Source organism: Sphingomonas sp., assembly GCF_004799495.1.
Lineage (GTDB): Bacteria > Pseudomonadota > Alphaproteobacteria > Sphingomonadales > Sphingomonadaceae > Sphingomonas.
Genome location: NZ_SSMY01000004.1, coordinates 226,109 through 251,834 on the forward strand (window position 1 = coordinate 226,109; position 25,726 = coordinate 251,834).

Sequence of the window (25,726 nt, forward strand, 5' to 3'; positions counted from 1 at the left end):
CTTTGCCGAGCGTTGGCGCGTCACGCAACCGCGCGCTTGAGCCGGTCGACCAGTCTCGCGCGCGCCGACAGCGCCTCGGCACGGCGATCGGTCAGCAAATGCGTCTCGATTTCGCCCCCGGTCTGCGCCAAACCGGCGAGGATGTCGGGCCAGCCGGACTCGCTCGTCGCCGCCGGTGCTGCGTCGAGGCCGTAACCGAGCTCGGCCAGCATCAAATCCTCGTAGCGCACTAGCGCAACGGCCCAGCCGCGCGCCGCGGGCGCCGCCTCGATCGCGCCGATCATCCCGTCGAGCGCGGCATATAGGCGCGGATACGGTTGGTTTTCGGGCAACGCGATCGCGGTCAGCGCCGTCACCCATTCTAGCGCGGCGGCGGCGAGCGGCTCGGCGTAGAGCGGCGCGCGACTATGGACGAGCTCGACGGTCAGCCCAGCTAGCTGCTCGTCGGTCCGCGCGCGCCATTCGCCCACAACCAGGTTCGCGGGCTGGAGGATCGGCCGGATCGTCCGCGACCGCCCGCCACGGACATAGCCCGCGACCATCCCGGCCTCGCGCGTCAACGCGCGCACGATTGCGCCGTGCTCGCCATGCTGGCGAACGCCGAGGATCAGGGCTTGCGCGCGGAAGTGCATTGCGCCGCTCTAGGCGCGGCGAACTTTCTTGGCCACGTCCTGTAGTCCGAGGCGCTCGACCCCGGCCTTGGCCAACGCCATCATGCCGTCGAACCCGGCCAGCGCGGTGACCGCCAGCCGATTCGCGACGCTCGGCCGCAAGAGCAACAGGTCGCAGCACTCGACCCCGCCGGTCGCGAACTGGCGCTTGTGCTGGCCGTCGCCCTCGGTGAAGTCGAAGCGGCGCACGCCGGGCTCGTTGGCCAGGTCGCGCAACGCCTCGACCTGCAGTACCGCGCCGACCGACAGGTCGTTGAAGCGTGGATCGTGCCCGACGAATTCGTAAATCGCGGTGCCGTCGTGGATCGGGCAATAGAGATAGGCCGCCGGCTCGCCGCCGACATAGAGCAGCCAGGCGTGGACCTTGCCCGCCGCGGCCATTGCATACATCGGCTGCGTGAAATCGGGCGTGTCGGGCAGTCCCGCGCCCATTAGCCGCTCCTGATACGTGCCGAGCGCGAGCCGCCGCGCGATGCCGTGGAATTCGGCGAGTTCCTCGGGCGTCGTATAACGCCGCACGTCGAGCTGCCCGCCCGACGCTTGCGCCGCCTTCTTGTCCTTGCGCTTGATCGCCGATCGCGCGTTGCCCGACAGTTGCGCCAGATAGGCTTCGAACCCGATGGTAAGGTCCGCGTAGCGCCGCGTGTAACGCTGCCGCACGAACGCGATCATTCCGCCCGCGGTCCAGGCGAGCGTATCGCACTGCCGTTCCGGAAGCGAGGTGACGAGATACCCGTCCGCCGCCGGGTCGAGCGGCGGCAGATGTGGCAACTGCCCGTCGATCGCATCGTCGAGCCCAAGCGGCACGCGCACTAGGTCGCGGCGGATCGACGCGAGCGTGCGCGCGCCGACCTGGAACTTCAGCGGCAACGAGCGCGCGCCGGAGGCAACAGGCGTCACGCCGCGCGTTCCTCGACCCAATTGGACCAGAGCTGCTCCGCCTGCCGCCAGCTCGTGCGGAGCCGGTTGGGGGCGAGCGGCGTTGCCTCCGTGCCTGCGAACGCCGGCAGATCGCGAAACTGCGTGGTCGGAAGCGCATCCCGGGCATCGGCCAAGGCGGCGCAAAGCCCCTCGAACCGGCCGACATGCACCCCATTGGCCCGCGTTCCCGCGCGGTTGGCGAGTTCGAAACTGTGCCCGACCACCGTCACCGCCTCATGCCCCGCGGCAACGGCATGATCGAGCGCTGCGCGCATCTCGCCCTGCGACAGCGCGCAGATCTGGAACTGGCGCAAATGCCCCGGCGTGTCCTCGATCAGCGTGACCGGCACTTCGACCACGCCGCCGCGCGCGACCGGCGCGATCTGGCGCGGCAGAAGACCGATCGCGCTCGGCCACGGCGCATCGGCGCCGTTGTGGCTGCTGTCATAGGCGAACCCGAGGTCGGCGAGCGCGGTCAGCGTGTCGTCGTTCGCGGCATAGCTGCCGCTGCGGAACGCGACCGGATCAGGCGCACCGCACGCCTTGAGCAGGTCGCGCGCGCCGGCGATCAGCGCGCGCTGCTCGTCGAGGCTATAGTCGATCAGTTCGAACCGCCCGTGGCGGGCGACGTCGCCCGCCTTGGCGCCGGCCCAATTGGGATGAAGGTGGAGCTGGACTTCCTGCCCCGCCGCAACGATCGCCTCGACCGTCGGGCGGATCGCGTCGAGCCCGAACACCATCGTCGGCATCGGATCGACGAAGAACGTCGCCTTGAGGCCGTGCCGCGCGAGCATCGCGAGCTGATACGCCACTCCAACCCCCGCCGGCTCGAGCGACCGCTCGATCTGCTCGGCGAGCGGAAACCCGGCCGAGTGGTGGCGCCACATCAGCTCGGTGTCGATGGTGAGAAAGACCGCGGTTGTCACGCGCCTGCGCATAACGCGCGGGGGTGAAGATTACGTTGTCACCGCGCGTGGTAGAAGTCGTAGACCTGCTGCGCCACCGCCGCCGACACCCCCGGCGCCTTCTGCAAATCCTCCAGGCTCGCGCCCCGCACCGACCGCGCGGTGCCGAAATGCATCAGCAGCGCCTTCTTGCGGGCCGGGCCGATCCCCGGCACCTCGTCGAGCGGTGACGCGCCGATCGCCTTGGCGCGTTTCGCGCGGTGCGCGCCGATCGCGAAGCGGTGCACCTCGTCGCGTAAGCGCTGGAGGTAGAACAGCACCGGCGCGTTGACCGGCAGCTGGAATTCGCGCCCGTCGAGCATGTGGAACACCTCGCGCCCCTCGCGGCCGTGGTGCGGCCCCTTGGCGACGCCGACCAGGCAGACGTCCTCGATCCCCATATCCTCGAGCACCGCCTTCACTGCGTTCAGCTGCCCACGCCCGCCGTCGATCAGGACAAGGTCGGGCCAGTCGCCCGCGTCGCGATCCGGGTCCTCGGCCTGCGCGCGGGCGAAGCGGCGCTGGAACACCTCGCGCATCATGCCGAAATCGTCGTCGGTCGCGGCCTGCTTGATGTTGAATTTGCGATACTGACCCTTGCGGAATCCCTCCGGCCCGGCGACGACCATCGCGCCGACCGCCGCGCTACCCTGAATATGACTGTTGTCGTAGATTTCGATGCGGTCGGGCGGATCGCCCAGGTCGAACAAATCGGCGACCTCGCGCAGCAATTTGGCCTGCGTCGTCGATTCCGCCAGCCGCCGGTCGAGCGCCTCGACCGCGTTGCGCTTGGCCTGTTCCATCAGCCGTCGCCGGTCGCCGCGCTGCGGCACCGACAGCGCGACCTTATACCCCGCGCGCTCGCCCAGCGCCTCGGTCAGCAGCGCGCCTTCGGGCAATTCGCGGTCGAGCAACACCGTCCGCGCCGGCGGCACCTCCTCGTAAAATTGAGTCAAGAATTGCGTCAGCACCTCATCCTCGGGCACGTCGGCGGTGTGCGCGGGGAAGAAACTGCGGTGTCCCCAATTCTGCCCGCCGCGGATGAAGAACGCCTGGATCCCCATCGTCCCGTCTTTGCAGGCGAGCGCGAATACGTCGGCGTCGCCCACGCCTTCGGCGTTGATCGCCTGGCTGCCCTGGATGAAGGTCAGCGCCTTGAGCCGGTCGCGCAGCACCGCGGCGAGCTCGAAATCCATCGCCTCCGCCGCGGCTTCCATCTGCGCGCCGAGCTTGGTCTGCACCTTGGTCGACTTGCCGCCCAGGAAATCCTTCGCGTCGCCGACCAGCTCGGCATAGCCCGCCTTGTCGATCCGCCCGACGCACGGCGCCGAGCAGCGCTTGATTTGGTAGAGCAGGCATGGCCGGTCGCGCGTCTTGAAGAAACCGTCTGTGCACGAGCGCAGCAGGAACAGCTTCTGCAGCGCGTTGAGTGTGTTGTTGACACTGCCGGCGCTGGCGAACGGCCCGTAATAATTGCCCTTCGCGCGCCGCGCGCCGCGGTGCTTCTGGACGCGCGGGAAATCGTGATCCGCGCGCAGCAGGATGAACGGAAAGCTTTTGTCGTCGCGCAGCAGCACGTTGTACGCGGGGCGGAAACGCTTGATCAGCTGCGCTTCGAGCAGCAGCGCCTCGGCCTCGTTATTCGTCGTTACGATCGTCATCGACCGCGTCTGCGCGACCATCCGCTGAAGCCGTTTGGGCAGCCGCTCGACCTGCGTATAATTGGTCACGCGATTCTTGAGCGCGCGCGCCTTGCCGACATACAGCACGTCGCCGCGCGCATCCTGCATGCGGTACACGCCGGGCCGCGCGGGCAGCGTCTTGAGCACGTTGCGGATCGCCGCCACGCCGGCGGCGAGGTCGGGCGCGCTTCCCTCGCCGCGAACGGCGTAGGTGGCCTTTTCTTCGTTGAATCGGGTCGGCGAGTTGGGGTCGGACATTACGCCCGATGTAAGGCGAAGGCCGCCCCGCGTTAAGCCTTGCTGCGACCGATCCCCGGGATCAGCATGCCCGTCGTGCGGCGATAGCGGCGATACTCATCGCCGAACGTCCCGACCAGGTCGCGCTCCTCATAGCCGATCGCGATCAGGATATAGCCGGTCATGCCGAGCGCCAGCAGCAAATGTCCGATCGTCATCACCGGGATTGCCCAGAAGGCGAGAATGAACCCCGAATAGAGCGGGTGCCGCACCAGTCGGTACAAGAACGGCGTGCGGAATTGCGCCGGACTTTCGCCCCTACCGGTAAGGTTTCGCCAGATTTGCTGGAGCCCGAACAGTTCGAAATGGTTGATCAGAAAGGTGCTGAGCAGAACGATTGCCCAGCCCAGTCCGAACAGCGCCCAGAGAATATCGCGTCCGATCGGGTTGGTGACCGTCCAGACGGCCTGCGGGATCGGCCGCCAGAACGCGAAGAGCAGCAGCAGCACAAGACTGGAGGCGAGAACGTAACCCGAGCGTTCGAGCACCGGCGGGACGATCCGCGTCCACGCCGCCTTGAACCCGCGCCGCGCCATCACGCTATGCTGAATCCCGAACAGCGCGATCAACGCTGCGTCGATCGCCAGCGCAACGCCGGTCTGCGCCTGCGGGCCCAAGTCGACCGTGCGCGGAACGAGCGCGATGTCGCCGACGAATGCGATGAGATAGAGGAAAGTCGCGAAAAAGATCAGATAGATCGCCGCGCCAACCGCGGCATAGAGCCCACGTGCCATCGTCCGCCCCCGAACTTGTCAGGGGCGGAATGTACCATCAAACGTACGCGAGCGAAACGATCGTTACTTGATCGCGGCGAGGTCGGCGCCGACCTTGGTCATCAGCGCGGCGGGCATCTTGTCCGGCGCGTAGGGCTGGACCTGGTTCAGGCTCATGCCCTTGAACTGCTCGTACGCCGGGTTGGTGCTCAGGTCGCCGCCGAAATCGGCGGTCAGCACCGCCTTGGCGGCGGGATCGGCCATCAGCGTCTCGATCGGCGTGTCGAGGTTGAACTTGGTGGTCGCGGCCGGCGCAGCAGCGGGCGCGGCGGTCGGTGCGGGGGCTGGCGCCGGCGCGGCGGCGGTCTGGGCGGCGATCAAAGCGGCAAACAGGAACGACATTGGATACTCCCCTCAAAAGGCCGCGCTTCCATGGCGGCGATTGGCGTCCGAATTAAGGCAAGCGCATCACGCGCGGTGTTCGTCCCAGCGGTCGAATTCGTAGGCGATCGACCCCTCGACCAGCCGTTCCCAGATATCGCCGATGACGTGCGGGGGCACGCCCAAGCGTTCGGCCTCGGCCCTGGCGTTGGCGATCACCGCGGCCTTGCGCGGTTCGTCGCGCACCGCGCCCCGGTCCTGCTTGATCCGCGCGGCGGCGGTCATGAAGCGGAAGCGGATCGCGAGCAGGCCGACGATATCGAGGTCGAGCGCGTCGATCCCGGCGCGCACCTCCGCCATCGTGTCGCAATCTTCGGGCGCGATCATGTCGCGCGCTGCGGGTACGTCGCTCAGTTGAGCCGTCCCAGCGCGGCGATCGTCTTGTCGACCAGCGCCTTGTCGGCGCCCGCATTGTGCTTTTCGGCGATCAGCGCACGCGCCGCATTGGTCGCCGCATCGGCGGCAGTAGCGCGAATTTCGGCGATCACCGCGCGTTCGGCGGCGGCGATCTTTTCCTCGGCCATCGCCGAATGACGCGCGATCAGCGCGGTCGCGTCGGCCTTCGCCTTGGCGACGATCTCGTCCGCCTGCTGGGCGGCCGACACGCGCAAGGCCTCGACTTCCTTGTCGGCGTCGCGTGCCTTGGCTTCGTATTCGGCCTTCAGCGCCTCGGCCTCCGCGCGCAATTGCTTCGCGGTGTCGAGTTGCTGGCGGATATCGGCGATCTTGCCGTCGAGCATGCGCCCGATCATCGCCGGCACCTTGGCGATGATCGCGATCGCGAACACGACCAGCATCGCGATCGCGACCCAGCCGCCCGCGGCTATGCCGAACGCCGTCGCTTCGTGTTCCGGCTCGGGCGTGCCCGGTGCCGCGGTGCTCGCAATCGTGTTAGCCATTCGCCATCGCCATCTTTACTGCGTTCGTCGCCTCGGCCTGCGTGACCGTCGCACCCGACACCTTGGCGACGATGTCGCGCGCGGCATCCGCCGCGACGCCCTCGACCGCCGCCAGCGCACTGTCGCGCGCCGCGTTGAGCTTGGCATTGGCCTCGGCGGTCTTGCCTGACAGATCGGCATCGGCCTTGGCCAGCCGCTTCGCCGCTTCCGCGCCCGCCTTCGTCCGCGCGGCCAGCGCCGCGGTCTGCGCGTCGGCGTGAACCTTGGCGATCTCCGCCTTGAAGCGTTGCTCGGTCGCCTCGGCATCCTCGCGCGCCTTCTCGGCCGCCGCGAGGTCGGCGGCGATCTGCGCGTCACGCATGTCGACCGTCGCCTCGACCTTGGGGACGACCCCGCGGCCGACGACGAAGAAGATCACGCCAAGCGTGATCAGCAGCCAGAACCACTGCGACTGATAGACGAGAGCGAGTTGGGTTAGCTGAGGCATGCTTCACCTAAAACCCGCCGGCGGGACGCGCCCGCCGGCGGCGTTCATCAACGAGCGTAGAGAATGATCATCGCGACGGCGAACGCCATCAGGCCGAGCAGCTCGGCCGCGGCGAAGCCGATGTACAGCGTGCCCTGCTGCTGCGAGGCAGCCGCCGGGTTGCGCATCGCGCCCTGCAGGAACGACCCGAACACGAAGCCCACGCCGGCCGAAGCGGCGCCGACACCGATGGCAGCCAGACCGGCGCCGAGAACTTGTGCGGAAGCGAGATCCATTTTGTAAACTCCGTTCAGATTAAAGCGTTGATACTAAAGAAACTTAGTGCAGATGCACCGCGTCGTTGATGTAGAGCGCGGTCAGCAGCGCGAACACATACGCCTGGATCGCACCCACCAGCAGTTCGAGCGCGTTGACGAATACGATGAAGACGAACGCGAGGCCCGTCACGCCATAGCCGACCATGCCCCCGGCGTTCAGCCCCTGGACGATGAAATTGCCGAACACGTCGAGCAGGATGTGCCCCGCGAACATGGCGATGAACGGCCGCAAGCCCAGGCTGAACGGCCGCACCATGAACGAGATCAGCTCGACAATCGCGATCAGCGGCTTGAGCACCAGCGGCGCATCCTTCGGCCAGAACAGCAGGAAGAAACGCAGCCCGTGCTTCCAGAAGCCGACCCCAAGCACGATCGCAAAGCTGGTGACCGACATCACGCCGGTGACAGAGAACTGGCTGGTGACGGTGAACGGATGCGCGCCGGGCACGATCCCGAACGGCATCGCGCCGATCACGTTGGAGAAGAGGATGAAGGTGAAGGCGGTGAACACCCACGGCAGGTAGCGGCGGCCTTCGGCCCCGATGCTGGTGCGGGTGATGCCCTCGACGAACCCGGTGAACCCCTCGACCGCGGCCTGCCAGCGGCCCGGCACCAGCTGGCGCCGGTTGCCGCCGATCATGAACACCAGGATCGCGGCGAGCACGACCAGCATCCACAGCGACGAGTTGGTGAACGCGAACGGCCCGTGCAGATCCCCTGACCCGACCGGGTGGATCGCGAACTGGCTCATCGGGTCGATCTTGGCTGACGCGGCCACGCTTAAATCCCTGTCCTTCTATCGGTCACACGAAAGGGCTTGAGCGCCCTATTCGGACCGCTCCTTCGAGATGCTGAAAACCTGGAAACACGCTCCCGCGAACGCCAGGAACAGCAGCGCCAGCATGATCCACGGGCGGGTATGGAAGAACCCGTCGAGGAACCAGCCAATCACGCCACCGCCGAGCGGATAGCCGACCAAGGTCGAGATCACGCGCTGGCCCTGCCGTGCCGCGGGGCTCCCCATGCCCATCGGCGCCTGCGGCGTCGCGGTGCGCGCGTCCTCGGCCCGTTGCGCGGCATCGATCCGAGTCTCGAGCGAGGCGAGCTTGGGATCGTCGCCCGGTGTCTGATTAGGATCGTGCGCCACGAAGCGAGGTGGTCCCTTGCGAATCGGAATGGAGTTGAAATTTCAATGACAAACCGGCGGGAAAGCAAGCCATCCCGCCGAAGCGCCTGTCGTTTAGGAACCGGGCGCCGCCAAGTCAACCGCAGTGCAGCATGGGGGCACGCTCGCCGGCGATTGCGTGCGTCCGGGCATGCCGATAACCCTTCCCGCGATATGAGCGACCAGTCCATCGACAACAGCGGCCATCGCGCGCGATTGCGCGAGCGGCTGCTGGCCGACCCAGACGGGCTGCTCGATCACGAACTGGTCGAATATCTGCTCGCGACCGCGATCCCGCGCCGCGACACCAAGCCGCTCGCCAAGACGCTGCTCAAGGAATTCGGCGGGATCGCCGGGCTGCTGACCGCGCCGCCCGAAGCGATCGCGCAGGTCAAGGGGATGGGCGACACCTCGGTCGCCGCGATCAAGGTCGCGCATGCCGCCGCACTCCGGATGCTCCGCGCGGAGGTTGCGGAAAAGCCGGTGCTCGCGAACTGGCAGGCGCTGCTCGACTATCTGCGCGCCGACATGGCGCATCACGGCAACGAGCGCGTCCGCGTGCTCCACCTCAACACGCGCAACATGTTGATCCGCGACGAGAAGATGAGCGAAGGATCGATCGACGAAGCACCGGTCTACGTCCGCGAAGTGATCCGTCGCGCAATGGAGCTGAAATCGGCGGCGATCATCCTGGTCCACAACCACCCGAGCGGCGACCCCGCCCCGAGCCGCGCGGACATCGACCTCACGCGATCGGTGATCGAGGCGGGCAAGAAGCTCGGCATCGCGGTGCACGATCATATCATCATCGGCGCCAAGGGGTTCACCAGTTTACGGGGCCAAGGGTTGATCTGACGCGCTCACGCGCGTGGGCGGTGCCGGCCCGCACCCCCAACCCGACCGCCCATAGCATACCGTAACTGGGCGGTCGGGTGGGGGTGCGGGCCGGTACCGCCCGTTCAGCGTCAGCTGAACAAGGAAAGGCCGCCGCGCCAAGGGAGAAGCGCGGCGGCCCTGTGCTGACGACGCAAAGGCCGTTTACTTGGCCGCGTTCGGACCCTGGCTCAGATAATTGGTCAGCTCGTCCTTCGACACAGAACCGGATTTATCGGTATCGGCGGTCTTGAACGCGCCGGCGACGTAGGTCTGGTTCGCCGCGTCGTTCTTCAGCGCCGGGTCGTTCGCCTTGCGCAGCGCGAACATCCACGCGCCGAACTCGGCCTTGCTCAGCTTGCCGTCGTGGTTCTTGTCGTAGCTCGGAAACTCCTTGCCGATAATCTCAGCCATTGGCACGACGGGGGCCGGAGCCGCCGCTGCTGCGGGAGCGACCGGCGCTGCGACGGGCGCGGCCGGGGCGGGCGCAGGTGCCGCGTCGGCCGCCGCCGGAGCAGCTGGCGCCGTCGGAGCGGCGGGCGCAGTAGGTGCCGGAGCAGCGGCGACCGGATCGCCGGGCGTCGCCGGTGCGACAGGCGCGGCTGCCGGCTCGACCGGCGGTGCGGCGGGATCGGGTGGCTGCGGCGTCGTCGGCGCGGGCGGCGTCGCCGTCTTCGGCGCCGTGGTCGGGGCGGGCGTCGTCTGCGGCGCCGTCTGCGCCACCGCGGGGACGGCCATCAGCATGGCGCCGGTCAGCAGGACGTGTTTCAACACGATTCTTCTCCTTGTCTATCGGGTTTGGCGACGCGCGCACGGCACATCGGCACTTGGGTCGATAAATGAACCCGCGACCGTCGATATGGGTCCGTAACCACCGTATTTGGGGCATCGATTCGTCCCCGTCAGAGCGCGGTTCGCCGCAGAATCGAGGCGTTCGCGCGACGAGCCGAACGACGATTTCCGGGAACCGTTGCGATGGGGTCACAGCAGCGCGTCTTGCTGGCGTCTGCATTGAAGCGGCAAGGTACGCTTGCTATCGGCGGCGCTCCTTCGAAAGGCTCCCGATGGTCCCGCGCTATTCCCGCCCCGCCATGACCGCGATCTGGACGCCCGAAGCGCGTTTCCGGATTTGGTTCGAGATCGAGGCGCATGCGACCGACGCGCTGGCCGCGCTGGGCGTAGTGCCCAAGGAAGCCGCGGCGGCGCTGTGGAAATGGTGGGCGACGAACCCGGCGATCGACGTCGCCGCGATCGACGCGATCGAGGCAGTGACCAAGCACGACGTCATCGCCTTCCTGACCTGGGTCGCCGAGCAGGTCGGCGACGACGCCCGGTTCATGCATCAGGGGATGACGTCGAGCGATGTGCTCGACACGTGCCTCGCGGTGCAGTTGCGCGATGCCGCCGACCTCTTGATCGCCGATCTCGACGCGTTGCTCGCCGTGCTCGAACGCCGCGCACAGGAGCACAAACTCACCCCGACGATCGGCCGCAGCCACGGCATCCACGCCGAACCGGTGACGTTCGGGCTCAAGCTTGCCCAAGCCCATGCCGAGTTCGCGCGCAATCGCGCGCGGCTGGTCTCGGCGCGCGCCGACATCGCGACCTGCGCGATCTCGGGCGCGGTCGGCACCTTCGCCAATATCGACCCGCGTGTAGAGGCGCATGTTGCGGAGAAGCTCGGTCTGACCGTCGAACCCGTATCGACCCAGGTCATCCCGCGCGACCGCCACGCGATGTTCTTCGCGACGCTCGGCGTGATCGCGGGGTCGATCGAGCGGCTCGCGACCGAAATCCGTCACCTCCAGCGTACCGAAGTGCTGGAGGCCGAGGAATATTTCGCTCCCGGTCAAAAGGGATCGTCGGCGATGCCGCACAAGCGCAACCCGGTGCTGACTGAAAACCTCACCGGCCTCGCCCGGATGGTACGGGGCTATGTCACCCCGGCGCTCGAGAATGTAGCGCTGTGGCACGAGCGCGACATCAGCCATTCGTCGGTCGAGCGCTATATCGGTCCCGACGCGACGATCACGCTCGACTTCGCGCTCGCGCGGCTGACCGGGGTCGTCGACAAATTGCTCGTCTACCCCGAGCGGATGGCGAAGAACCTCAACAAGATGGGCGGTCTCGTCCATTCGCAGCGCGTGCTGCTCGCGCTGACGCAGGCGGGGGTGAGCCGCGAGAACGCGTATCGTCTCGTCCAGCGCAACGCGATGAAGGTGTGGGAATCGGACGGCCAGCTCTCGCTGCTCGATTTGCTCAAGGCCGATCCCGAGGTCACCGCCGCGCTGTCGCCGGCCGAGATCGAGGACAAGTTCGACCTCGATTACCATTTAAAGCACGTCGACACGATCTTCGCGCGCGTGTTCGGACAATCATAGTTAGCTGAATCGCCACCACTTTCCTCGCTTCCGCCACGCGCCCAACCAGGTAGTTTGCGCGATAGGGCCATATCGGGACCGACTGGCGAAGGGTGCACCATTACCGTACGTTAGGGCCTCGACACGCCAGGGGAGCGCGCCGGTGGACATTGTGCTTTTCGACGACGAACGCGGTGGGGCGTTCGACCAGGACAATCAGAACGGCGCTAATACGATGGCCGGTAGCCTGCCGACCATCGCGGTCGTCGGCTCGGCGCTGGCGCTCGCGGCGTGCAGCGACAGCGGCGGCGGCTCGACCGGGGTCGCCCCCGCCCCGACCCCGCCGCCAGTCGTCGTCACCCCGCCGACCGACAAACAGGCCAGCCGCTTCCTCGGCCAAGCGACGATGGGCGCGACCCGCGCCACAGTCGACGCCACCGTCGCGCGCGGCTTCGACGGCTGGCTGACCGATCAGTTCGCGATGACTCGCGCAACCTCGCATTTCGACTGGCTGGTCGCGAACGGGTACAACGCGGCCGGCAACATCAACAGCCAGGCCGGGTTCGACGCGACGATGTGGCGGCAGCTGATCGTCGAGCCTGACCAGTTGCGTCAGCGCGTCGGTATGGCGCTGCTCGACATGCTCGTGGTCGGAATTAGCGGGGTGAACACCAATTGGGTGGCATTCTCGACCGCGGCCTATGTCGACGTGCTACTCGACAATGCGTTCGGCAATTTCCGCGACATCCTGGACGCGATCACCACCAACGCGGCGATGGGATCGTTCCTGACCTTCCTCGGCAACCGCAAGGCCAATCCATCGACCGGCGCCGAGCCCGACGAGAATTACGCGCGCGAACTGATGCAGCTGTTCACGATCGGACTCTACCAACTCAACATGGACGGCAGCCTGAAGATGTCGGGCGGCAACCCAATCGAGACCTATACCGCGGCCGACGTGAGCGGGCTGGCGCGGGTGTTCACCGGGCTCACCTACGCCAATTCGAACAACACGACACCCGACCGGCTGAAGCTCCCGCTGGTGATGCAGGCGTCGATCAACGAGACCGGCACGTCGACCTTCCTCGGTACCAGCACGTCGGGCGGCGGGATGGCGGCGATCAAGGTCGCGCTCGACACGATCTTCGCGCACGCCAACGTGCCGCCGTTCGTGTCGAAGCAATTGATCCAGCGGCTCGTCACCAGCAACCCATCGGCGGCGTATGTCGGACGCGTATCGGCGGTGTTCGCGAACAACGGGTCGGGCGTGCGCGGCGACATGAAGGCGGTGATCCGCGCGATCCTGACCGATACCGAAGCGCGCGACGACAGCCTGCTCGCCGGCACCAGCACCGGCAAGCTGCGCGAACCGATCCTGCGGCTGACCGGCTGGGCACGCGCATTCAATGTCAATTCGCCCGCCAACACCTGGCCGTTCGGCGACACCAGCAGCCAGTCGACGCGGATCGGCCAATCGCCGGGCCGCGCGCCGAGCGTGTTCAACTTCTTCCGCCCCGGCTATTCGCCGCCCGCCACCGCGATATCGAGCGCGGGTCTGGTCGCGCCCGAATTCCAGATCACCAACGAGCAGTCTGTCGTCGCGTATATCAACTATTTCCAGAACCTCGTCGCCAACGGGTCGGGCGACGCCAAGCCCGATTACACCGCGATCCTGACCAAGGCAGGGGACAGCGCCGCGCTGATCGCCGAGGTCAACACGGTCCTCGCCGCCGGCCAGTTGAGCGACGCGACGGTGGCCTCGATCAAGGCGGCGATCGACAGCATCTCCGCCACCGCGACCAACGGCCCGATCAACCGCGTGGGCGTCGCGATCCTGCTGACGATGGCCTCCCCCGATTATCTGACGGTGAAGTGACATGAGCTGTTTCGAACACGATCAGTCGCGCCGCGCCTTCCTGAAGCGCAGCGCCGCGCTCGGCTTTGCCGGGGTCGCGACGCCGTTCGTCACCAGCCTCGCCGCGATCGGCGAGGCGGCGGCGGCCGTCTCGACCGATTACAAGGCGCTGGTGTGCGTGTTCCTCTATGGCGGGAACGATTACGCCAACACGCTGCCGCCCTACGACCAGGCGAGCTACAACCAGTATTTCGCGGCGCGCTCGAACATCGCGACCGACCGCGCGGCGCTGGCAGCAACCTTGCTCAACCCGGCCACCGCGCTCCCCGGCGGGCGGCAATATGCGATGGCGCCGACGATGGCGCCGCTGCTCCCGCTGTTCAACGCGGGCAAGCTCGCGGTCGCGCTCAACGTCGGCACGCTCGTCCAGCCGACGACCAAGGCGCAATACACCGCCAATTCGGTCAAGTTGCCGCCCAAGCTGTTCAGCCACAACGACCAGCAAAGCTATTTCCAGGCATCCAACCCCGAAGGCGCCACGACCGGCTGGGGCGGGCGGATCGGCGACCTGTTCCAGTCGGGCAACGGCTCCGCGACGCTCACCTGCGTCAACGCCAGTGGCAATGCGGTGTACCTGACCGGCACGAGCGCCGTGCAATATGCGGTCGGCACCAGCGGCCCGATCGCGCTGATCAACAACAGCAGCCAGCTGTACAGTTCGCCGACCGCGATGAGCACGCTCAAGTCGCTCATCACCGGCAGTTCGACCAACATCCTCGCCAACGAGCACGCCCGCGTGACGAAGCGCGCGCTCGACACCTATACGCAATTGAGCGGCGCGCTGGCCGGCGCGCCGGCCGCGAACTTCCCGCTCTTCCCGAGCGGCAACAGCTTGGCCGACCAGCTCAAGATCGTCGCGCGGATGATCTCGGTCTCGGCGGAGCTTGGTGCCAAGCGGCAAGTTTTCTTCGTCTCGCTCGGCGGGTTCGACATGCACGATTTCCTCGTGCGCGATCATCCGACCCAGGTCGGGCTCGTCGCCAACGCGATGAAGGCATTCTACGACACCACCGCCGCTCTCGGCGTAGCGGACAAAGTGACGACCTTCACCGCGTCGGATTTCGGCCGCACACTGCAGTCGAACGACGACGGCTCCGATCATGGCTGGGGAAGCATGCATTTCGTGATGGGGGGCGCCGTCAACGGCCAGAAATTCTACGGCACCCCGCCCGCGGTCGGTAACGGCACCCCCGACGACGTCGGCCAGGGCCGGCTGCTCCCCACGATTTCGGTCGATCAATATGCCGCGACGCTGGCGAGCTGGTTCGGCGTGACCAACGGCCAGATGTCAACGGTGTTGCCCAATATCGGCAACTACAACCCGTCGACGTGGAACTTGGGATTCGTCTGACCCCAGCGTTCACCAGGACTTTACAGCTGCAAATGCTGCAACTGCGAAGGCGTGAAACAATATTGCGCAATCACGCAACAAATATCATATCGCTTCAGTCGGATTTGACCGACCAAGGAGAAGCAACCATGCGCTATATGGAGATGCTCGCCAGCACCGTGGTGACTGTCGGTACGCTCGCGCTGGTGGCGGGGGTCTTTTCCCTCTAACCCATCGGCCCCACCGCCCTCTGAAACGAGGGCGGGCAGGCCGGGGTGGGCTTCGCAATTCCGTGTTAGGTAACGCGCGATCGGCCTGATACGCTGACGCTCATGTTCTGCAGCATTCCCGATGTTCTGACGCCGTCGGAACTCCAGCAGCTCCGCGCGATCGCCGCGCGCTCGCCCTTCATCGACGGCAAGATGAGCGCGGTCGGCTCCCCGGTGAAGAACAACGTCCGCGTCGGTGACGATGCCGCGCTCCAGCAATCGGCACAGATCGTCGGCCAGGCGCTGGTCCGCAGCGAGGATTTCCGCGTCTTTGCCTTCCCCAAGACGATGACCCCGCCGCTGCTCACCCGCTACGACACCGGCATGCATTACGGCATCCACATCGATTCCGCATTCATGCCGATGGGGCAGAAGTCGCTGCGCACCGATCTGTCGTGCACGATCTTCATCAGCGAACCGAACGAATATGAGGGAGGGGAATTGCAGATCCGGCTCGGCACCAGCGACATTTCGGTCAAGGGCAAGGCCGGCAGCGCGATCGTCTATCCATCGACGACGATCCATCAGGTGCTCCCCGTCACTTCGGGGTCGCGGCTGATCGCGCTGACCTTCATCGAGAGCCGGATCGCCAATTCGGAATTCCGCGAATGGCTGTTCGAATTGAACGAGATCGGCGCGATCGCCGGCGAGAAGATGGACCTCGACACCTATACGCGGCTGCAGCGCGTGCAGGAGAATCTGTTGCGCTACTGGGCCGATCCCGACTAACGCCAACGCGGATCGTTTACCCGCCGACCGCCTTCTTCACTTTCTGGAAGAAACCCTGCGATTGCGGGCATTCGTCGCCCGTTTCGGTGCAGCGGAATTCCTCGAGCAACTCACGCTGCTTCGTGGTCAATTTGGTCGGGGTTTCGACCGCGATGCGCACCACCAAGTCGCCGCGGCCCCTGCCCTGGAGCACCGGCATGCCAGCACCACGCTGACGCACTTCGCGGCCCGACTGGATGCCGGCGGGCAGCTTGATCTCGTGGCGCTCGCCATCGGGCCCGGGGATCGTGATCGAACCGCCGAGCGCCGCCGTCGTGAAGCTGATCGGCGCGTGCGCGTAAAGCGTCGTCCCTTCACGCTCGAAGATCGCGTGGCGTTTCACATGCAGGAAAATGTAGAGGTCGCCCGCCGGCGCGCCGCGCGGACCCGCCTCGCCCTCGCCCGACAGGCGGACGCGCGTGCCCTCGTCGACCCCCGCGGGGATGTTGACGGTCAGCGTCTTGGTCTTTTCGACGCGCCCCTCGCCGCGGCAGTCGCGGCATGGATCGGCGATTACCTCGCCCGCGCCGTGGCAGGTGTGGCAGGTACGCTCGACCACGAAGAAACCCTGCTGCGCGCGGACCTTGCCGTGGCCGGCGCAGGTGCCGCAGGTTTTCGCGCTGGTGCCAGGCCTGGCGCCGGTGCCGTGGCACGCGTCGCATTCGCCCGCGACGTCGACCGTGATCGCCTCGGACTTGCCATGGAACGCTTCCTCGAGCGTGATTTCCATGTCGTAGCGCAAGTCGGCGCCGCGCCGTTGCTGGCGCTGGCCGCCCTGGCGACCACCCATGAACTCGCCGAACACGCTTTCGAAAATGTCGGAAAAGCCGCTGAAATCCTGCGGACCGGCGCCGCCGCCCTGGCGGAACGCGGCATGGCCGAAGCGGTCGTAGGCCGCGCGCTTCTGCGGGTCCTTCAGGCAATCATAGGCTTCATTGACCGCCTTGAACCTGGCTTCGTTTTCCTTGCATCCCGCGTTGCGGTCGGGGTGGAATTTCATCGCGAGCTTGCGGTACGCGGACTTGATCGTCGCGTCGTCGGCGGTGCGCTCGACCTCCAGCAGCTCGTAATAATCGGTTTCGGTACTCATCGTCGGCCCCCGCCCCCGTCACGCCGAACTGCTCCGGAATGACGGGGGGTACGCATCACATCAAGCCTTGGTGTCGTCGACTTCCGAGAATTCGGCGTCGACCACGTCCTCGCCGCCGGCTTCCGATCCCGCAGCGGCGCCGTCGGCCGCGGGCGAGGCTTCCTCGGCCGCCTGCTTCTCGTAGATCGCCTGGCCCATCTTCATCGCAACTTGCGCGAGCGCCGACGCCTTTTCCTTCATCGCTTCGGGATCGCCGCCCTCGACCGCGGTCTTGGTCTCGGCGATCGCCGCCTCGATCTCGCCCTTCAACGCCTCGTCGACCTTGTCGCCATTGTCGGCGAGCTGGCGCTCGGTGGTGTGGATCAGCGATTCGGCGTTGTTCTTGGCTTCCGCCGCGTCGCGCCGCTTCTTGTCGTCCTCGGCGAACTGCTCGGCATCGCGGACCATCTGCTCGATGTCGCTGTCCGACAGACCACCCGACGCCTGGATGCGGATCTGCTGCTCCTTGCCGGTGCCCTTGTCCTTGGCCGACACGTTGACGAGGCCGTTGGCGTCGATGTCGAACGTGACCTCGATCTGCGGCACGCCGCGCGGTGCGGGCGGGATGCCCACCAGGTCGAACTGGCCGAGCAGCTTGTTGTCCGCCGCCATCTCGCGCTCGCCCTGGAACACGCGGATCGTCACCGCTTGCTGGTTGTCGTCGGCGGTCGAATAGGTCTGCGCCTTCTTGGTCGGGATCGTCGTATTGCGATCGATCATGCGCGTGAACACGCCGCCCAGCGTCTCGATGCCGAGCGACAGCGGAGTCACGTCGAGCAGCAACACGTCCTTGACGTCGCCCTGCAGCACGCCGGCCTGGATCGCGGCGCCCATCGCGACGACTTCGTCCGGGTTGACGCCCGTGTGCGGCTCCTTGCCGAAGAAGTCCTTCACGATTTCGCGCACGCGCGGCATGCGCGTCATGCCGCCGACCAGCACGACCTCAGCGATGTCGCTCGCCTTCACCCCGGCATCGGCCAACGCCTTCTTGCACGGCTCGAGCGTGCGCTTGATCAAATCCTCGACCAGCTTCTCGAGGTCGGCGCGCGTGATCGTCTTGACCAGATGCTTCGGCCCGTTGGCGTCGGCGGTGATGAAGGGCAGGTTCACCTCGGTCGACGCCGCCGACGACAGCTCGATCTTCGCCTTTTCGGCGGCTTCCTTGAGCCGCTGGAGCGCGAGCTTGTCCTTCGTCAGGTCGATGCCCTCAGCCTTCTTGAAGTCTTCCGCGAGGAAGTTGAGCACCTTGTTGTCGAAATCCTCGCCGCCCAGGAAGGTGTCGCCGTTGGTGGCCTTCACCTCGAACACGCCGTCGCCGATTTCGAGCACCGAAATGTCGAACGTGCCGCCGCCCAGGTCATAGACCGCGATCGTCTTGCCGTCCTGCTTCTCCAGCCCGTAAGCGAGCGCCGCCGCGGTCGGCTCGTTGATGATACGCAGCACTTCGAGGCCCGCGATCTGGCCGGCGTCCTTGGTGGCCTGGCGCTGCGCGTCGTTGAAGTACGCCGGAACGGTGATCACCGCCTGAGTCACGGTCTCGCCGAGATAGCTTTCCGCGGTTTCCTTCATCTTCTGCAGGATGAAGGCGGAGATCTGCGATGGCGAATAATCGGTGCCGCCCGCCTTGACCCATGCGTCGCCATTCTGGCCCTTCACGATGTGATAGGGCACCAGCTCGGTGTCCTTCTTGGTAATCGGATCGTCGAAGCGGCGGCCGATCAAGCGCTTCACCGCGAAGATCGTGTTGTCGGGGTTGGTCACCGCCTGGCGCTTGGCCGGTTGGCCGATCAGCCGCTCGCCGTCCTTGGCGAAGGCGACGATCGACGGCGTGGTGCGCGCGCCTTCCGCATTCTCGATCACCTTGGGCTTCCCGCCCTCCATCACCGCGACGCAGCTGTTGGTCGTGCCGAGATCGATACCGATTACTTTTGCCATTGATGCTTCCGTGGCCCCTCAATAAAACAATCCAAGCCCGCGCCCCTTCAGGAGGCTGCGCGAGCGTTCATCACAGCGCGATATAGGTGGGCTTTTGCTTGCCGCAAGATTTTCAGTTGGGTAGTGATGTTGACCTGTTTCCCGCATCGGGAAAGGGGCTGTATGTTGCGTATCGGTACGACGATGGGACTGCTCGCCTTGGCGAGCCTGTTGGTGGCCTGCGACGGGAGTGGTTCTGGGGGCGGCGGCGCCACCGGAACCCCGACGCCGACACCAGGCACGCCGACCCCGACTCCGGCCAACACCGCGCTCAGCAACCTGACCTTCGACGGCGACCTGCCCAACATCGCCGGCCGCAGCGTCGAAACCTTTGCCGCGGGCAGCTCGATCTCGTCCTCGGTGACGAGCGATTTTACGACGCTGTCGCTGCATTATACAGCATCGACCCAGGGCTATACGCTGACCGACGGCAGCGACACGGCGACCTTCCTGCCCGGCGACGTGGATTCGGCGCATTCCTATCCCGGCATCGTGGTTTATGCGAAGAACAGCGGCACGGGGTTGACCGATACCTTGTCGCGATTGCGCCCCGGTACCGCGACATCGGTCCCGACCTATTATGTCGGCGGCGGCGCGTGGCAGCGAGTCCAGACGGTGGCGGGCGCTGGCCCGACCACCACCGCCGACGCGTTCAATTACGGCTTTCCCACCGCGACGACGGCGGTACCGATCACCGGCACGCGTCGCTATGCGGTGGACGCGCTGGCGTTCGACCCATTCAAACTCAACATCAACCCGGTCGGAAGCGGGATGATGCGGATCATCGGCGAGGGCGCCATCTCCGTCGATTTCGGCGCGAAGACAGTGTCCATCCAGTTCGTTCCGCACTCGCCGACCGACACCGAAGCGACGACGTCGATCGCGCCGCCGACTTACACGGCGACCGGAACGCTGGCCGCCGACGGATCGTTCGCCGGCGATTTCGATTGTGGTGGATGCAGCACGCCGGCGCACCTGTCGGGTAAACTGTACGGTCCCGCCGCGGAGGAGATCGCGCTGACCTATGCCAAGGGGACGACAGGCCCGCGCGCCACCGGCGTGCTGATCGGCCATATGCGCGGCTTGTTCGACCATGACGTGACCGACACCGATTTCAGCAACGCGCAGACCAGCCTGAGCGCAGGCGCGTCGTACCAGCCAGGCCAGTTCAACTATGACATCCGCGATGGCGCGGCGCTGACGACGGGCAACCGCTACAGCACCGCCACGGCACTCTATTACCTGAGCACCAACATCAGCACGCGGACCGGATTGTACCGCGAAAATCCCTTTTCGTTCGCGTCGCTGATCAGCGCGGAAACGACCTCGCAGGCAAACGTCTACGGCTATTCGCTCGCGGCGACCGCTAATGCGGATGCGACCGACCAGCGGCTGTATCTCTACAATTCCACCGCGCTCGACCCGATCCTGACGCTGCATTCCGTCCAGCTTGGCCGATTCGAACGGCGCGCCGTCGCGACCGCGCAGCGCACCAACATCTTCTTCGCGTCGGGCATGGCCAGCCCGGCCGGCGTCGTCCCGGCGACGGGCACTGGACGCTATCAGGGGCAGATGCTTGGCCAGTATGTGCCGGTCGAGGGGGGCGGCGGCGCGGCGGCCGAACTGACCACCGGCGCGGTCGATCTGACGATCAATTTCGCGACGCGCGCCGTCATCGGCACGGTGCAATTCATCGGTGCGACCAATCACGGGACCTTCACGCTGACCGGGACGATGGCCGCCGACGGAACGATCACGGGGTCGTTGGCCCCTCCGGCGACGCCGACCTTCGTGCACTCGTCCGGCAGCTTTTCGGCGCGGCTCTATGGCACGGCGGCGGGCGAGCTTGGCGCTAGCTTCAGGCTGCGCTCGTGCCGCCAATGCGTCGATCCGGGGACCAACTATTATGACGCTTATTATGGCGCTTCGGTCGCGATCCGCACGTCCTGACCACCGGCTTGCGCGGTCGCCCGCGATCTGATCAAGACGCAGGCGGAAGGAGAAGCGAATGCATCGAATAGCGGGCGTGGCGATCGCCATCGCGCTGATTGCGGGGTGCCAGCAACGGTCCGAAATCGCGGTCGACCGGCCGTGGGTCCGGCTGGCGGCGGTGCCGTCCAACCCCTCCGCCGCCTATTTCACGCTGAAGGGCGGCCCGCGGGACGAGACGCTGACCGGCGTGTCCGCCCCCGCCGCGGTCCGCACCGAAATGCACGAAAGCATGGGCCAGGGCGGGATGATGACGATGGCCCCGCTCAAGCTGGTCTCGGTGCGCGCGGGGGATAGCGTCAGCTTCGCGCCGGGCGGCAAGCACGTCATGCTGTTCGGCCTCAAGCCCCAGGTGCAACCCGGCACGAACACGTTGCTGACCCTCACCTTCGCCAGCGGGCCGAAAATCACCGTCAGCGCGCGCGTTGTGGGCGCGGGCGATTCGGCGCCAGGCGATTGAGCGACGCCCGCCCGCTGACGCCGGGCGAAACCGACCTCGCGCGCGGCATATTCGGCGATGCGATCGATTACGCGCCCGTGCGCGTCGTGCTCGGCAAATGGGCGTTCTTTCAGCCCAGGGATGTCGTCATGACGCCCACAGGACGGCTCCATTTCCATCCGCACGGCACCGCCTATCGCGACGACTTCAGCCATGCGGGGTTGGGCGAGCAAGGGCTGTTCGTCCACGAGATGACGCACGTCTGGCAATATCAGTCGGGCATCTTCCTCCCGCTCAAGCGTGTACCCTGGGCGCGCTACGATTATGCGGTGAAGCCAGGCTGGCCGCTCCACAAATACGGCCTCGAGCAACAGGCCGAGATCGTCCGCCACGCCTTTTTGATCGGGCGTGGCGGCGGCTTCCCCGGTTCACCGCCGCTGTCGCAGTTGAAGACCATCCTGCCGTTCGACGGGGTGGCGTAACGCGGCGCGCGCGGCTAGGGACTGGTTTCACAAGAAACTAGTTTCGCAGGGACGACGCACACATGCCTATCCACGATCTGGCCCATTACGGCCTGTCGGCCGAGCGCGGCTATCTGGCGCAGACCGAGATCGACGCGGTGACGCTGCCCGACGATTTCGCCGAGGTCGAGGATGCGGCGGCGACCTTGTCCGAACTGTTGACCACCGGCCGCGTCCGCAAGTGGCTCGCCGCGCTGCCGATCCCCGATATCGACGGCTTCCTCGCGACCGCGAGTGAAGCCGAGATCGGCGTCGCGATGGTGCGCTATTCGTTCCTCGCGCAAGCCTATGTCTGGGGCGAGGCCACCCCGCCCGCTTACCTGCCGGTCACGCTCGCCGGGCCGCTGGTCAAGCTCAGCGACCATATCGGCTTCCCGCCGGTGATGAACTATGCCGGCTACGTCCTCGACAACTGGTACCGCATCGACAAGGCGGGCGGCGTCACCCTCGACAATATCGCGATGGACCAGAATTTCTTCGGCGGGCAGGACGAGAATTGGTTCGTGCTCGTCCATGTCGCGATCGAGGCGGTCGCCGGCCGCGCGCTCGACCTCGCGGTCAAGCTGCTCCGCGCGTCGGACGCCGGTGACGCTGCGGCGGTCGAGGCGATGCTGGTCGAGATGAATTCGGTGTGGGACGAGGCCAACGCGATTTTCGACCGCATGGTCGAGAAGTGCGACCCGTACATCTATTACAACCGCGTCCGCCCCTACATCCACGGCTGGAAGAACAACCCGGCGATGCCCGAGGGGCTGATCTACGAGGGCGTCGAAAAATTTGCCGGCAAGCCGCAGCCGTTCCGCGGGCAGACCGGATCGCAAAGCTCGATCGTCCCCGCGATGGATGCGCTGTTCCAGGTCGTCCACACCAACGACGAATTGCGCGAGTTCCTGGCGGACCTCCACCAATACCGCCCGCGCAAGCACCGCGAGTTCATCGAGGATCTGCAGGCTTCGAGCCATTTGCGCGAGTTTTCGGTCAACCAGTCGCAGAGCCTCAAGGAGGCGTTCAACGCCTGCGTCGAACAAGTCGCGCGGTTCCGCACTCGGCACCTCGAATATGCCGCGAGCTACATCAATAAACAGGCGTCGTCAGGCGCCGGCAACGACCCTGACGTCGGCACCGGCGGCACGCCGTTCATGAAATACCTGAAAAAGCACCGCGACGAGAACCGCGCGCAGACGATCTAGCGCGCGCTCCTGCGAAAGCAGGAGCCCAGGGCGGCAAGCGGATCGTTCGTGACTCTGGATTCCCGCTTTCGCGGGAATACGGTAGTAGGATGATCTGACCGAGGGGACTCAACATGCCGCAAACGCTCGACCGCTTTCGCTCATCGACCTTGGGATGGCTGCGCGGGACGCTAGCCGGATGGGGCACGATCCTGCTGGTGCCGATCGGGCTAATCGGCTGGCTGATGACTGCGACCTGGTATCCGTTATTGGCCGTCGCCGCCGCGCTGGTGATCGTCGCGGTTAAATGGCTCGGCAACCTCGCCACCACCTACGAAGTGACCGAGGACCGGCTGATCCTGCACAAGGGCATCCTCAACAAGTCGATCGACGAGATCGAGCTCTACCGCATCAAGGACATCCGCATCGATTTCAGCCTGATCAACCAATGGGCCGGGATCGGCACGATCACCTTGCTGTCGAGCGACGAAACCACCGGTGCGCAACCGTTCGTGATCCGCGATATCGAGAATGCCCGCGAACGCCGCGAGAAACTTCGCGACCTCGTCAACGCCGCGCGTCGTGTAAGAGGTGTGCGCGAGTTCGACATGGTACAGGAAGCGACGATGCCGCAGTAAGCGGCTACAGCTTCCCCAGGTTCCCGACCTTGTCCTTGTGGAGCTCCTGCCCCGCCTCAGGCATCGGATATTTCAACCCCGTCGCGCAGTTGAACAGCACGACCTCGTCGTCCTCGTCGACCAGCCCGTCGCGCAGCGCCTGACGGTACGCCGCGAGCGTCGCGCCGCCTTCGGGGCAGAGCAGCAACCCGTCTTGCTTCGAGCAATCGTCGACCGCCTGCAGGATCGCCGGATCGCCCACCGCGAGCGCGCGGCCGCCGCTTTCGCGCACCGCGCGCAGAATCAGGAAGTCGCCAACCGCCTTGGGCACGCGGATGCCCGCCGCGACCGTGTGCGCGTCCTCCCAGCGCTCGGCATGTTCCTCGCCCGCCTCGAACGCGCGGACGATCGGTGCGCAGCCGCTTGCCTGCACCGCGAACATCCTGGGCCGCTCGGCGCCGATCCAACCGAGCTCTTCCATCTCGGCGAACGCCTTCCACATGCCGATGAGGCCAGTGCCGCCGCCGGTGGGGTAGAAGATCGCGTTGGGCAGCCGCCAGCCGAGCTGCGCGGCGAGCTCCAGCCCCATCGTCTTCTTGCCCTCGATCCGGTAGGGCTCCTTGAGCGTCGAAAAGTCGAACCAGCGCCCTTCCGCCGCGCCCTTGCCGACGATCGCGCCGCATTCGTCGATCAGCCCATTGACGCGGTAGACTCGCCCGCCCTGCAACGCGATCTCGCGCACGTTCACTTCGGGCGTGTCGTCGGGGCACAGGATGATCGTCTCGATCCCCGCGCGGCTGGCGTATGCCGCGAGCGCCGCGCCGGCATTGCCGTTGGTCGGCATCGCGATTCGCCTGACGCCGAGTTCCTTCGCCATCGCCACCGCCATGACGAGCCCGCGCGCCTTGAAGCTGCCGGTGGGAAGACGGCCTTCGTCCTTGACCAGCACGCTGGGCGACCCGCTCGATTTGGGGATCGCGACCAGCGGCGTCTCGATCTCGCCCAGGCTGACGATATTCTCGGTGTGCCGAACCGGCAGCAATTCGCGCCACCGCCACAAATCGGTCGCCCGCGCCTCGACCATCGCGCGGGGGAGGAAGCTACGGACGGCACCGAGATCGTAGCGCACGAGCAACGGGCGCCCGGCGCTCGACAGGCCGTGGAGCTGGTCGGCCTCGTAGCGCTCGCCGGTCAGCGAGCATTCAAGGTGCGTGACGAAGGTCGGACGATCGGCGGTGAGGTTGGGGTTCATGCGAACGGGTTTAGCGCTGCCCGATCCTGTTCGTCACTCCGCCTTCTTCGCCACACCCACCAGCGCGGGCCGCAACAGCCGGTCGCGCAGCATATACCCCGCCTGCATTTCCTGGACGATCGTCCCCGGCTCGGCGTCGGCGCTCGGCAGCTCGAGCATCGCCTGGTGCTGGTTCGGGTCGAGCGGCAGGCCCATCGCGGCGATGCGGGTGATGCCGTTGCGCTGGAACACTGCGTCGAGCTCGCGCTTGGTCGCCTCCAGCCCGGTAATCAGCCCCTTGAGTCGCTCATCGTTACGCAGGTCGTCGGGGATCGCCGACAGCCCGCGCTCCAGATTGTCCGCGACCGACAGCACGTCGCGCGCGAAGCCGGTGACGGCGTAAGCACGCGCGTCGCTCGCTTCCTTCTCGGCGCGGCGGCGGACGTTCTGCGCCTCGGCGTGAGCGTACATCACCTGCGACTTGGCCTCGGCCAGTTCGGCCTCCAATGCAGCGACGCGGTCGTGCTCGGCCAGTTCGGGCGCGGCCTCGGCAGTCTCAGCGCGCAGGTCTTCGGTTTCGGGGGTCGTGTCTTCGGTCATCATTC

At 66.3% G+C, this 25,726-nt stretch carries 28 protein-coding genes; 11 read left to right on the forward strand and 17 right to left on the reverse strand.

Going from position 1 to position 25,726, the window contains the following annotated elements; translation table 11 throughout:
• Nucleotides 1-20: 20 nt before the first annotated feature.
• The 12 genes from E7773_RS04865 to E7773_RS04920 form a co-directional block, all read right to left on the reverse strand.
• Nucleotides 21-632 (reverse strand): recombination protein O N-terminal domain-containing protein, encoded by a 612-nt coding sequence (locus E7773_RS04865; RefSeq protein WP_293988852.1) that lies wholly within the window; start codon nucleotides 630-632, stop codon nucleotides 21-23.
• Nucleotides 633-641: 9 nt separating this feature from the next.
• On the reverse strand, nucleotides 642-1,571 hold the full coding sequence (locus E7773_RS04870; protein WP_293988853.1) for a GNAT family N-acetyltransferase: 930 nt from the start codon (nucleotides 1,569-1,571) through the stop codon (nucleotides 642-644).
• Nucleotides 1,568-2,518 (reverse strand): polysaccharide deacetylase family protein, encoded by a 951-nt coding sequence (locus tag E7773_RS04875; RefSeq protein WP_293988854.1) that lies wholly within the window; start codon nucleotides 2,516-2,518, stop codon nucleotides 1,568-1,570. The genes E7773_RS04870 and E7773_RS04875 overlap by 4 nt, the downstream gene beginning before the upstream one ends.
• A 38-nt stretch (nucleotides 2,519-2,556) precedes the next feature.
• A complete protein-coding gene (gene uvrC / locus E7773_RS04880) occupies nucleotides 2,557-4,476 on the reverse strand; it encodes an excinuclease ABC subunit UvrC (RefSeq protein ID WP_293988855.1) in 1,920 nt (639 codons plus the stop codon).
• A 32-nt stretch (nucleotides 4,477-4,508) separates the two neighbouring features.
• Nucleotides 4,509-5,249: a methanethiol S-methyltransferase gene (gene mddA, locus E7773_RS04885; protein ID WP_293988858.1), complete on the reverse strand. Its 741-nt coding sequence runs from the start codon at nucleotides 5,247-5,249 to the stop codon at nucleotides 4,509-4,511.
• Between the two features lie 63 nt (nucleotides 5,250-5,312).
• Nucleotides 5,313-5,630, reverse strand: a complete 318-nt coding sequence (locus E7773_RS04890) for a hypothetical protein (protein ID WP_293988861.1) — start codon at nucleotides 5,628-5,630, stop codon at nucleotides 5,313-5,315.
• Between the two features lie 66 nt (nucleotides 5,631-5,696).
• Nucleotides 5,697-5,996 (reverse strand): chorismate mutase, encoded by a 300-nt coding sequence (locus E7773_RS04895; RefSeq protein WP_293988864.1) that lies wholly within the window; start codon nucleotides 5,994-5,996, stop codon nucleotides 5,697-5,699.
• 23 nt (nucleotides 5,997-6,019) lie between these two features.
• Complete coding sequence (locus E7773_RS04900) at nucleotides 6,020-6,568, reverse strand: F0F1 ATP synthase subunit B (protein WP_293988867.1); 549 nt, start codon at nucleotides 6,566-6,568, stop codon at nucleotides 6,020-6,022.
• Entirely contained in the window at nucleotides 6,561-7,055 is a 495-nt protein-coding gene (locus tag E7773_RS04905; protein ID WP_293988870.1) for an ATPase, read from the reverse strand. Before E7773_RS04905 ends, E7773_RS04900 begins: the two co-directional genes overlap by 8 nt.
• A 47-nt stretch (nucleotides 7,056-7,102) precedes the next feature.
• Entirely contained in the window at nucleotides 7,103-7,330 is a 228-nt protein-coding gene (locus E7773_RS04910; RefSeq protein WP_293988874.1) for a F0F1 ATP synthase subunit C, read from the reverse strand.
• A gap of 43 nt (nucleotides 7,331-7,373) precedes the next feature.
• Nucleotides 7,374-8,150, reverse strand: a complete 777-nt coding sequence (locus E7773_RS04915; RefSeq protein ID WP_293988876.1) for a F0F1 ATP synthase subunit A — start codon at nucleotides 8,148-8,150, stop codon at nucleotides 7,374-7,376.
• Nucleotides 8,151-8,198: 48 nt separating this feature from the next.
• The gene (locus tag E7773_RS04920; RefSeq protein ID WP_293988879.1) at nucleotides 8,199-8,519 is read right to left on the reverse strand and encodes an AtpZ/AtpI family protein; all 321 of its coding nucleotides are present in this window, start codon (nucleotides 8,517-8,519) and stop codon (nucleotides 8,199-8,201) included.
• Nucleotides 8,520-8,711: 192 nt separating this feature from the next.
• Here E7773_RS04920 and radC point away from each other — a divergent pair, with 192 nt between their 5' ends.
• Nucleotides 8,712-9,392, forward strand: a complete 681-nt coding sequence (gene radC, locus E7773_RS04925) for a DNA repair protein RadC (protein ID WP_293988882.1) — start codon at nucleotides 8,712-8,714, stop codon at nucleotides 9,390-9,392.
• 183 nt (nucleotides 9,393-9,575) lie between these two features.
• On the opposite strand, the gene E7773_RS04930 is transcribed toward radC, so the two are convergent.
• Complete coding sequence (locus E7773_RS04930; protein WP_293988885.1) at nucleotides 9,576-10,184, reverse strand: EF-hand domain-containing protein; 609 nt, start codon at nucleotides 10,182-10,184, stop codon at nucleotides 9,576-9,578.
• Between the two features lie 290 nt (nucleotides 10,185-10,474).
• Here E7773_RS04930 and purB point away from each other — a divergent pair, with 290 nt between their 5' ends.
• The 5 genes from purB (at nucleotide 10,475) to E7773_RS04955 (ending at nucleotide 16,013) form a co-directional block, all read left to right on the forward strand.
• On the forward strand, nucleotides 10,475-11,791 hold the full coding sequence (purB, locus tag E7773_RS04935) for an adenylosuccinate lyase (RefSeq protein ID WP_293988888.1): 1,317 nt from the start codon (nucleotides 10,475-10,477) through the stop codon (nucleotides 11,789-11,791).
• A 142-nt stretch (nucleotides 11,792-11,933) separates the two neighbouring features.
• Nucleotides 11,934-13,646, forward strand: coding sequence for a DUF1800 domain-containing protein (locus E7773_RS04940; RefSeq protein WP_293988891.1), 1,713 nt, complete (start codon nucleotides 11,934-11,936; stop codon nucleotides 13,644-13,646).
• Nucleotide 13,647: 1 nt separating this feature from the next.
• Nucleotides 13,648-15,036, forward strand: coding sequence for a DUF1501 domain-containing protein (locus E7773_RS04945; RefSeq protein ID WP_293988894.1), 1,389 nt, complete (start codon nucleotides 13,648-13,650; stop codon nucleotides 15,034-15,036).
• Nucleotides 15,037-15,068: 32 nt separating this feature from the next.
• The gene (locus tag E7773_RS04950; protein WP_293988897.1) at nucleotides 15,069-15,245 is read left to right on the forward strand and encodes a hypothetical protein; all 177 of its coding nucleotides are present in this window, start codon (nucleotides 15,069-15,071) and stop codon (nucleotides 15,243-15,245) included.
• Nucleotides 15,246-15,347: 102 nt separating this feature from the next.
• Nucleotides 15,348-16,013 (forward strand): Fe2+-dependent dioxygenase, encoded by a 666-nt coding sequence (locus E7773_RS04955; RefSeq protein ID WP_293988900.1) that lies wholly within the window; start codon nucleotides 15,348-15,350, stop codon nucleotides 16,011-16,013.
• Nucleotides 16,014-16,029: 16 nt separating this feature from the next.
• On the opposite strand, the gene dnaJ is transcribed toward E7773_RS04955, so the two are convergent.
• The gene (dnaJ, locus tag E7773_RS04960; RefSeq protein ID WP_293988903.1) at nucleotides 16,030-17,142 is read right to left on the reverse strand and encodes a molecular chaperone DnaJ; all 1,113 of its coding nucleotides are present in this window, start codon (nucleotides 17,140-17,142) and stop codon (nucleotides 16,030-16,032) included.
• 60 nt (nucleotides 17,143-17,202) lie between these two features.
• Complete coding sequence (gene dnaK / locus E7773_RS04965) at nucleotides 17,203-19,116, reverse strand: molecular chaperone DnaK (RefSeq protein ID WP_293988906.1); 1,914 nt, start codon at nucleotides 19,114-19,116, stop codon at nucleotides 17,203-17,205.
• A 162-nt stretch (nucleotides 19,117-19,278) separates the two neighbouring features.
• On the opposite strand from dnaK, the gene E7773_RS04970 reads away from it, so the two are divergent.
• The 5 genes from E7773_RS04970 to E7773_RS04990 all read left to right on the forward strand — a co-directional run bounded on the left by E7773_RS04970 (nucleotide 19,279) and on the right by E7773_RS04990 (nucleotide 23,911).
• A complete protein-coding gene (locus E7773_RS04970) occupies nucleotides 19,279-21,105 on the forward strand; it encodes a hypothetical protein (protein WP_293988909.1) in 1,827 nt (608 codons plus the stop codon).
• Between the two features lie 58 nt (nucleotides 21,106-21,163).
• Nucleotides 21,164-21,604, forward strand: coding sequence for a copper chaperone PCu(A)C (locus tag E7773_RS04975; RefSeq protein WP_293988912.1), 441 nt, complete (start codon nucleotides 21,164-21,166; stop codon nucleotides 21,602-21,604).
• Nucleotides 21,601-22,065, forward strand: a complete 465-nt coding sequence (locus E7773_RS04980) for a vgr related protein (RefSeq protein WP_293988915.1) — start codon at nucleotides 21,601-21,603, stop codon at nucleotides 22,063-22,065. Before E7773_RS04975 ends, E7773_RS04980 begins: the two co-directional genes overlap by 4 nt.
• A gap of 62 nt (nucleotides 22,066-22,127) precedes the next feature.
• On the forward strand, nucleotides 22,128-23,294 hold the full coding sequence (locus E7773_RS04985; protein WP_293988918.1) for an indoleamine 2,3-dioxygenase: 1,167 nt from the start codon (nucleotides 22,128-22,130) through the stop codon (nucleotides 23,292-23,294).
• Between the two features lie 113 nt (nucleotides 23,295-23,407).
• Nucleotides 23,408-23,911, forward strand: a complete 504-nt coding sequence (locus tag E7773_RS04990) for a PH domain-containing protein (protein ID WP_293988921.1) — start codon at nucleotides 23,408-23,410, stop codon at nucleotides 23,909-23,911.
• A 4-nt stretch (nucleotides 23,912-23,915) separates the two neighbouring features.
• On the opposite strand, the gene E7773_RS04995 is transcribed toward E7773_RS04990, so the two are convergent.
• On the reverse strand, nucleotides 23,916-25,142 hold the full coding sequence (locus E7773_RS04995; RefSeq protein WP_293988923.1) for a threonine synthase: 1,227 nt from the start codon (nucleotides 25,140-25,142) through the stop codon (nucleotides 23,916-23,918).
• A gap of 33 nt (nucleotides 25,143-25,175) precedes the next feature.
• The gene (gene grpE / locus E7773_RS05000) at nucleotides 25,176-25,721 is read right to left on the reverse strand and encodes a nucleotide exchange factor GrpE (RefSeq protein ID WP_293989051.1); all 546 of its coding nucleotides are present in this window, start codon (nucleotides 25,719-25,721) and stop codon (nucleotides 25,176-25,178) included.
• Nucleotides 25,722-25,726 lie beyond the last annotated feature (5 nt).

Excerpts from the sequence above, each read along its gene's own strand:
- E7773_RS04975 (WP_293988912.1), top strand. The coding sequence starts at position 21,164 with ATGCATCGAATAGCGGGCGTGGCGATCGCCATCGCGCTGATTGCGGGG.
- E7773_RS04950 (WP_293988897.1), top strand. The coding sequence starts at position 15,069 with ATGCTGCAACTGCGAAGGCGTGAAACAATATTGCGCAATCACGCAACA.
- purB (WP_293988888.1), top strand. The coding sequence starts at position 10,475 with ATGGTCCCGCGCTATTCCCGCCCCGCCATGACCGCGATCTGGACGCCC.
- uvrC (WP_293988855.1), bottom strand. The coding sequence starts at position 4,476 with ATGTCCGACCCCAACTCGCCGACCCGATTCAACGAAGAAAAGGCCACC.
- E7773_RS04895 (WP_293988864.1), bottom strand. The coding sequence starts at position 5,996 with ATGATCGCGCCCGAAGATTGCGACACGATGGCGGAGGTGCGCGCCGGG.
- E7773_RS04865 (WP_293988852.1), bottom strand. The coding sequence starts at position 632 with ATGCACTTCCGCGCGCAAGCCCTGATCCTCGGCGTTCGCCAGCATGGC.
- E7773_RS04970 (WP_293988909.1), top strand. The coding sequence starts at position 19,279 with ATGTTGCGTATCGGTACGACGATGGGACTGCTCGCCTTGGCGAGCCTG.
- E7773_RS04945 (WP_293988894.1), top strand. The coding sequence starts at position 13,648 with ATGAGCTGTTTCGAACACGATCAGTCGCGCCGCGCCTTCCTGAAGCGC.
- mddA (WP_293988858.1), bottom strand. The coding sequence starts at position 5,249 with ATGGCACGTGGGCTCTATGCCGCGGTTGGCGCGGCGATCTATCTGATC.
- E7773_RS04890 (WP_293988861.1), bottom strand. The coding sequence starts at position 5,630 with ATGTCGTTCCTGTTTGCCGCTTTGATCGCCGCCCAGACCGCCGCCGCG.
- dnaK (WP_293988906.1), bottom strand. The coding sequence starts at position 19,116 with ATGGCAAAAGTAATCGGTATCGATCTCGGCACGACCAACAGCTGCGTC.
- E7773_RS04985 (WP_293988918.1), top strand. The coding sequence starts at position 22,128 with ATGCCTATCCACGATCTGGCCCATTACGGCCTGTCGGCCGAGCGCGGC.
- radC (WP_293988882.1), top strand. The coding sequence starts at position 8,712 with ATGAGCGACCAGTCCATCGACAACAGCGGCCATCGCGCGCGATTGCGC.
- E7773_RS04910 (WP_293988874.1), bottom strand. The coding sequence starts at position 7,330 with ATGGATCTCGCTTCCGCACAAGTTCTCGGCGCCGGTCTGGCTGCCATC.
- grpE (WP_293989051.1), bottom strand. The coding sequence starts at position 25,721 with ATGACCGAAGACACGACCCCCGAAACCGAAGACCTGCGCGCTGAGACT.
- E7773_RS04905 (WP_293988870.1), bottom strand. The coding sequence starts at position 7,055 with ATGCCTCAGCTAACCCAACTCGCTCTCGTCTATCAGTCGCAGTGGTTC.
- E7773_RS04900 (WP_293988867.1), bottom strand. The coding sequence starts at position 6,568 with ATGGCTAACACGATTGCGAGCACCGCGGCACCGGGCACGCCCGAGCCG.
- dnaJ (WP_293988903.1), bottom strand. The coding sequence starts at position 17,142 with ATGAGTACCGAAACCGATTATTACGAGCTGCTGGAGGTCGAGCGCACC.
- E7773_RS04990 (WP_293988921.1), top strand. The coding sequence starts at position 23,408 with ATGCCGCAAACGCTCGACCGCTTTCGCTCATCGACCTTGGGATGGCTG.
- E7773_RS04955 (WP_293988900.1), top strand. The coding sequence starts at position 15,348 with ATGTTCTGCAGCATTCCCGATGTTCTGACGCCGTCGGAACTCCAGCAG.
- E7773_RS04995 (WP_293988923.1), bottom strand. The coding sequence starts at position 25,142 with ATGAACCCCAACCTCACCGCCGATCGTCCGACCTTCGTCACGCACCTT.